This window comes from Candidatus Hydrogenedentota bacterium, from assembly GCA_018005585.1.
Classification (GTDB): domain Bacteria; phylum Hydrogenedentota; class Hydrogenedentia; order Hydrogenedentales; family JAGMZX01; genus JAGMZX01.
Genome location: JAGMZX010000234.1, coordinates 1 through 5,884, shown reverse-complemented (window position 1 = coordinate 5,884; position 5,884 = coordinate 1). Strand labels below are relative to the sequence as shown.

The following is a 5,884-nucleotide window of genomic DNA, read 5'->3' as shown; positions in this document are numbered from 1 at the left end:
AGGCCACCATACCCGTTTACAAAGCGAACAGGAAAGTCAATGAAATCAACGGTCTACCCAGACCACCCCCGCGCCAGTGCTAGCTTTGCGTACCGTCACTTATTGCACTGAAAACGAGGAGACCCCCAGAAACTCCTTGTGGGTTTGGCGGCGGCAACGAGTTCGACATCCAGCGACGGTGTGAGCAGCTCGTGCGATCGCGGGCCGTATGCCGCTTCCGCCCACTCGTAGGAAGTGCCGACCTCGTTCGCGAACGACTGCACGGTGGGAACGCGATTCGCTTGGCTCCATCGCGCCGCGTTAACGATCTGGGCGACATAACGGTCCACCAGGTCCGGCCGCTCCTTCACAAGCTGCGCGCTCACTGTCAGCGTGGCGGGCTGCTGGTTGCTGCCGCGAACGTGGGGGTCGGGGTGGTCGCCCCATCGACCTCTTCCCGCGCAAGGCATGGTGCCGCCTCGCCACGCGCCATGCGAAGAACCTGCTGTCCGAGGACATGCTGCCGCATGACCGGGCCGGCCACCCGCGGCTGCGCGAAGCCGTCGCCAATCGCGTGAGGCTCGTGCGCGGCGGTGTGCAGGTCGTCCCGTTTCCGTGCATGGCAGGGAGCACCGCCGCCCTGCCTTCGGCGAAGCTCGCCATCTGTTGCCCGGCCGACTTTGCGTTCACGGGCGAGCCATGGAGCGCGGACGCGCTCGCGGAGCTGGTCGGGTGGTCGCGCAAGCACGCGGGCTGGCTGGTCGAAGACGACCGTGACCTCGACCTGTACGAAACGGGCCCGCATGAAGCGGTCCTTGCCCGGGGCGCAAGCGCCGAACGAACGATCTATCTCGGCTCGTTCGAGCGCAGCGTGTTCCCCGAGGTGGGCTGCGGCTTCATCGTCGCTCCCCACGAACTGGTCCAGTCTTTCTCCGCCGCTGCGCAGCAGCAGGCGTACAACTCGCCGCTGCAGATGCAGCGCACGCTGTTTGATTTCATCACGCAAGGCTATATCGGGCGTCACGCCAACCGGCTTCGCAAAGCCCATGGGGAGCGGCGCAAGGCGGCGCTGGCGGCCTTGCGCAGGGGCGCTTTCACGGGAGATCTCTCGTTCCAGGCCGCGGGTTCCTACCTGGTGGCGAGCTTTCGAAACGTGAGCGAACCGGGGCTGCTGGAACGCGCTCTCGAAGAAAATCGCGTCGGGGCGCGCGTGCTTGCGCGTCCAGGCAGGCGTGAGCAGCTGCTGCTGGTGGGCTATGCAGGCGCGCCGCGTGAAGAGCTCTTCGCCGCGATCGGCGTGCTCGACGCGCTGCTTACGCGATCTTGCCGCCGAGTGACTTGACGACCGCCGCCCACTTTTTCATGTCGGCCTGGATGAACGCGTCGAACTGCGCCGGCGTGGATGCGGCCGGCACCATGCCCTGGGTCGCCATCCAGGAAGACACGGCGGGGTCTTCCATCGCTTTCTTGATGGCCTGGTGGATCTGGGCCAACACCGCGGGCGGCGTTGCCCGTGGCGCGATGACCCCGAAGTAGCTTTCCACGTTGAATCCCTTCACCGTGTCCCCGATCGGGGCGGCGTCGGGGAAACCGGGGAGCCGCCGCGGTCCGGCCGGCGCCACCAGCTTCACGCGGCCCGCTTGCACCATCGGCAGTTGGGAAATGAACGAGTCGAAGAGCAGCGTGAGCCGGCCGCCGATCAGGTCCTGCTGCGCGGGGGCGCTGCCCTTGTAGGGCACGTGAACCAGGTCCACGCCGGCCAGCTGGTTCAGCATCAGGCCGGCGAGGTGCGACGTCGAACCGAGTCTCGCCGAGCCGTAGCTCAGCGTCTTCGGGTTCTTCTTCGCATAGGCGACGAGTTCCGCAACGTTGTTCACGGGCAGGCTGGGTGTGGCAAAGAGCGCGATCGGCAGCGTGCTGATCAGCGTCACGCCGGCAAGATCCTTCACCGTGTCATACGGCAGTTGCGCCATGATGCTCGGGTTCACCGCGAGCGATGGGATCACGAGCGCGATCGTATGCCCGTCGGGCGCCGCCTTCGCGACGAGGTCGGTCCCGATCACCGTGCCGCCGGGTTTGTTCTCGACAACCACCGCCTGGCCCCACGCGGCCTGCATCCGCTGGGCAAGCATGCGCGTGAGCGCGTCGGCGGAACCGCCGGGCGGGAACGGCACGATGAAGCGCACGGGCTGTGTCGGGAACGTGTTGGCAAAGGCCGGCATCGCACCTGCGAGCAAGGTGAGGGCGAGCGCGAGGATGGGTCTTCTGGCAAGCATGGCGTTGTCTCCTGGGCATTGCGGCGCGGAAAACGCGCCTGATGCTCCGCATGCTACGCAGCGGCGACCAGAGCACCTACGGCCAACCGCCATCAAAACTTGCAGGCCAAGGGACGGTCCGATGCCTGGCTGTGCCGTGTGGGTTCGGGCGCGCAACGCCCGGTCCACGAGTCGCGCAAGCATCTAAAGATCGAGCACCAACTCCTCGGTCAACGAGCCCGAGCAGCAGATCAACATGCTCTTGCCGTGTGTTCGCTCCTCCTCGGAGAGGACGCAATCGCGATGGTCTGGACGGCCCGCGAGAACCGCGGTCTCACATGCCCCGCAGACCCCCTGCTGACAGGAAGACTGCACCGGGATGCCCCGCTGCCGGAGCGATTCCAGAATCGTGCATCCCTTCTGGATTCGGATCTCCTGATTGCTGCGGGCAAGTCGGACGAGGTAGCCTCCGTCGCGCGACTGCATTTCCTTTGCCTTGAAGCGCTCCAGATGAAGGCGCTCCTTCGGGAGGTGCACGCAGGCGCTCTCGACGCACTCCAGCATTGACTCCGGTCCGCAGCAGTAGATGTGCGCCCCTTTCGGCGCCTTCGCGACGATGGAGTGGATGTCCAGGCGCGGGGTCCCGGCGTCCTCGCTGAAGCTCACATGGACGCGCCCGCCCAACCGGGGAGACGACAGGCAGTCAAGGAACGCCGTCGTCTTGCGGCTGCGGCCTCGCATGTACATGGTCCAGGGCTTGCGCAACGCCTCGAGCCTTTGAGCCATGCTCCACAGCGGCGTGATTCCAATTCCTCCGGCAATGAAGACGCTATGGGCAGCATCCTCCTCGAGAGCAAAGTTGTTGCGCGGCCCGGCGATGTCGAGCAGCGTCCCGGCCTGGACATGGGCATGCATCGAAGCCGAACCGCCTCGACCCTGGGCCTCACGCTTGACGCCGACAACGTACCTGTGGCGATCCGACGGATCGTTGGCGAGCGAATAGCTGCGCACGATGCCGCCGGGAATGGTCACGTCAATATGCGCCCCCGCCTCGAACGGCGGCAGCTGTTGGCCATCGGCGCTGCGGATGTCGTAGATCAGCACGTCATCGGCGCCGTACGTTATCGAATGCACGCGGGCTTTCATGATTCCCCCATACGGCGTGACGCTACAGTTGGATCAAGTTCGTTCGCGGTGGCCCGGTGACGGGCTCTTGACGAGAACTACTTGTCAAGAGATATCCCGGCTTTCTGGATCACCCCGCCCCATCTCTTGTATTCCGACTTCAGATAAACATCGAACTCCTCCGGCGAGAGGCCGCGGGCTTCGACACCCAGCTCCTTGAGCTTATCCTGCACTTCGCGAAGCCCCAGCACCTGGCGAATCTCGTCGGCCAGCTTGTGCCTGATCTCGATCGGTGTCCCTGCCGGGGCCACGACCGCGTACCAGGGTCCCGAGACGATCGCCGGATAGCCAGCCTCGGCGAAAGTGGGAACGTTCGGCAGCACGGCGCTGCGCCTGGTGGAAGCGATAGCGATCGGGCGCAATTGCCCCGAAACGATTCGCGGCACAAGATTGATGGTGTCACCTATCATCAGGCTGACACGCCCCGCGAGAACATCGGTGAGCGCCGGCGGAAAACCCTGATACGCGACATGCGTCAGCGCGGTGCCGGCCTGCTGGTTGATCAATTCGCCCGTGACATGGCCTGTCGTCCCGATGCCCTGAGTCGCGAATGTCATCTTTTCGGGATTGGCTTTGGCGAAGTTGCGCAGTTCCTCGAAGCTGGAAACCGGCAGCTGCCTGCTCGCGACGAGCACGTTCGGCGCCTCGACCACGACCGTCACGGGCGCAAATGTTGTCGCGTCGTACGGCAGGCGCTTCATCAGGAAGGGGTTGAGCACCAACGGCCCTTGCGCGGTGAAAAGTAGCGTGTACCCATCCGCCGGAGCCCTGGCCACAAGATCAGTACCGACCGTTCCACCGGCGCCCGTGCGGTTCTCCACCACGATCGGTTGATTCAGACGGGTTTCGAGGTGTCTGCCCACCAGGCGTGCCAGCACATCGATGGAACCGCCCGCCGTGAATGGAACGACGAACCGGACTGGCTTGGACGGCCACACCTCCTTGGTCTGGGCGTGCGCGTTGCACAGGATGGCCGAGGCGAACAACGCCACGGCAAGCCTCAAGGAAATTCCACACTTCGATATCCGTTTCACAGCTGTCTCCTTGCGTACTGTCTTGGGGGGCACTATCGGGCATCGGGCACTGTTGCCGGATGGCTTCCCGCCTGTTCAGGTGTGATATCCATCGGAAGCAGAATGGCAATGGCGCGGTGCTTGTAGAGTTCGCCGCGCTTCGCCGCCGTCGGGACGGTTCCGTCATTTGCGAACTTCTTCGCAACCTCGAGGAGGCGTCTGCGGCATTTCACGATCGCGGTGTCCGAGGTACCCAAGTGCTCCTTGGTCCGGTCTGCGATCGGCCCCTGGCTCTCCTGCACGGCGAGGTCCTGAAGTTGGGCACTCGGAATTCCGGTGAATGAGCCGCGTCTCTGCAGATCCCGATCCATCAGGTAATCGTTCGCGCGGTTCCCCTGCGGAATGTAGGTGCCCGGGATCAATCTCGCGTAATCCAGATTTCCAGTCTTGTATTCCGCCAGCTCGTCACTGCCAAGAGGACGTCCGACGTGATAGCGGACGCGATACCACCAGCAGTTTTCGTCGTCGATGGCAATGAACAGATTGGCTCTGCACACCAGCCCCTCGGCTGTGGGCACCAACACGTAGTTGGGCATCAACCACTGGGTGATGCGCCAGTAGTAGTTGCCGTTACCCCCGTCCCTTCGTGCGGAGATTCGCATTCCGAAGTCGGTGTCTTCGCAGAAGAACCGCGGCGCCCCATCCGCATCCCCGAATTCCTGAAGATTGCCCACGGCAAAGACGTCCTTCTCCATCGGGGCCATGGAATGGTGCAGGAAGGTCAGGTGGGCCGTGTCGATACTGCCCTCGAGTGCCTGCAGATAGTTGCACTTCATCAGGCACTTGGAAACATGGACGTTCTGCGGAGGAAGGCTCATGAATTCCATGTCGGGCAAAGCCGGCATGGACTCTTGCGGGCCGAGATACGCCCAGATGATGCCGCCCGCTTCCCGCACGGGATACGCCTTTGCACGCAGATTCGGGTTGCAGCGCATGGGGCTTCCTTGCGGTTCGCTGGGCATGTCGAGGATTTCACCCGCCACGCTGAACTTCCAGCCGTGATAGACGCAACGAAGACCGCCCTCCTCGTTGCGGCCGAAGAACAGGTCCGCGAGTCGGTGGGGGCAATGCGCGTCGAGCAACCCCACTTTGCCGCTGGAGTCGCGAAAGGCGACAAAGTCTTCCCCCATCAGCCGCACGCGAACCGGCGGACAGTCCGCTACGGGCAATTCCTCGGAGAGCAGCGCGGGCTGCCAAAACTGCCGGAACACCCGTCCCATGGCAGCGCCTGGACCCATCCGAGTCAAGGTCTCATTGCTCTCGGAATTCGACATACCCGATCTCCTTCAAAATTAGTAGCGGTTCGCTATTATTGGGTCGTCGTTCATGGCTGTCAACTGCGGTGGCCCCATAGAATCAACGGATGCGTACCCCGAACAGCGTCCCTCTCGA

Annotated in this window: 6 protein-coding genes; 1 reads left to right on the top strand and 5 read right to left on the bottom strand. The window is 63.7% G+C overall.

Annotation, left to right across the window (positions count from 1 at the left end):
* Nucleotides 1-95 precede the first annotated feature (95 nt).
* Nucleotides 96-449, bottom strand: a complete 354-nt coding sequence (locus KA184_22840; GenBank protein MBP8132426.1) for a hypothetical protein — start codon at nucleotides 447-449, stop codon at nucleotides 96-98.
* A 47-nt stretch (nucleotides 450-496) separates the two neighbouring features.
* Between KA184_22840 and KA184_22835 the strand changes: the two genes are divergently transcribed.
* The gene (locus KA184_22835; GenBank protein ID MBP8132425.1) at nucleotides 497-1,321 is read left to right on the top strand and encodes a hypothetical protein; all 825 of its coding nucleotides are present in this window, start codon (nucleotides 497-499) and stop codon (nucleotides 1,319-1,321) included.
* On the opposite strand, the gene KA184_22830 is transcribed toward KA184_22835, so the two are convergent.
* From KA184_22830 to KA184_22815, 4 genes are all read right to left on the bottom strand, one after another.
* The gene (locus tag KA184_22830; protein ID MBP8132424.1) at nucleotides 1,293-2,201 is read right to left on the bottom strand and encodes a tripartite tricarboxylate transporter substrate binding protein; all 909 of its coding nucleotides are present in this window, start codon (nucleotides 2,199-2,201) and stop codon (nucleotides 1,293-1,295) included. The two genes, KA184_22835 and KA184_22830, sit on opposite strands and share 29 nt — an antisense overlap.
* Before the next feature lie 237 nt (nucleotides 2,202-2,438).
* Entirely contained in the window at nucleotides 2,439-3,380 is a 942-nt protein-coding gene (locus tag KA184_22825; GenBank protein MBP8132423.1) for an oxidoreductase, read from the bottom strand.
* Nucleotides 3,381-3,457: 77 nt separating this feature from the next.
* Nucleotides 3,458-4,453 carry a tripartite tricarboxylate transporter substrate binding protein gene (locus KA184_22820; protein MBP8132422.1) on the bottom strand — a complete coding sequence of 332 codons (996 nt, stop codon included), beginning with the start codon at nucleotides 4,451-4,453 and terminating at the stop codon, nucleotides 3,458-3,460.
* A 32-nt stretch (nucleotides 4,454-4,485) separates the two neighbouring features.
* A complete protein-coding gene (locus KA184_22815) occupies nucleotides 4,486-5,766 on the bottom strand; it encodes a Rieske 2Fe-2S domain-containing protein (protein MBP8132421.1) in 1,281 nt (426 codons plus the stop codon).
* Between the last annotated feature and the right edge of the window lie 118 nt (nucleotides 5,767-5,884).

Bases quoted from the DNA above. Each gene is read 5' to 3' on its own strand.
- KA184_22825 (MBP8132423.1), bottom strand. From the start codon at position 3,380: ATGAAAGCCCGCGTGCATTCGATAACGTACGGCGCCGATGACGTGCTG.
- KA184_22840 (MBP8132426.1), bottom strand. From the start codon at position 449: ATGCCTTGCGCGGGAAGAGGTCGATGGGGCGACCACCCCGACCCCCAC.
- KA184_22830 (MBP8132424.1), bottom strand. From the start codon at position 2,201: ATGCCGGCCTTTGCCAACACGTTCCCGACACAGCCCGTGCGCTTCATC.
- KA184_22815 (MBP8132421.1), bottom strand. From the start codon at position 5,766: ATGTCGAATTCCGAGAGCAATGAGACCTTGACTCGGATGGGTCCAGGC.
- KA184_22835 (MBP8132425.1), top strand. From the start codon at position 497: ATGCTGCCGCATGACCGGGCCGGCCACCCGCGGCTGCGCGAAGCCGTC.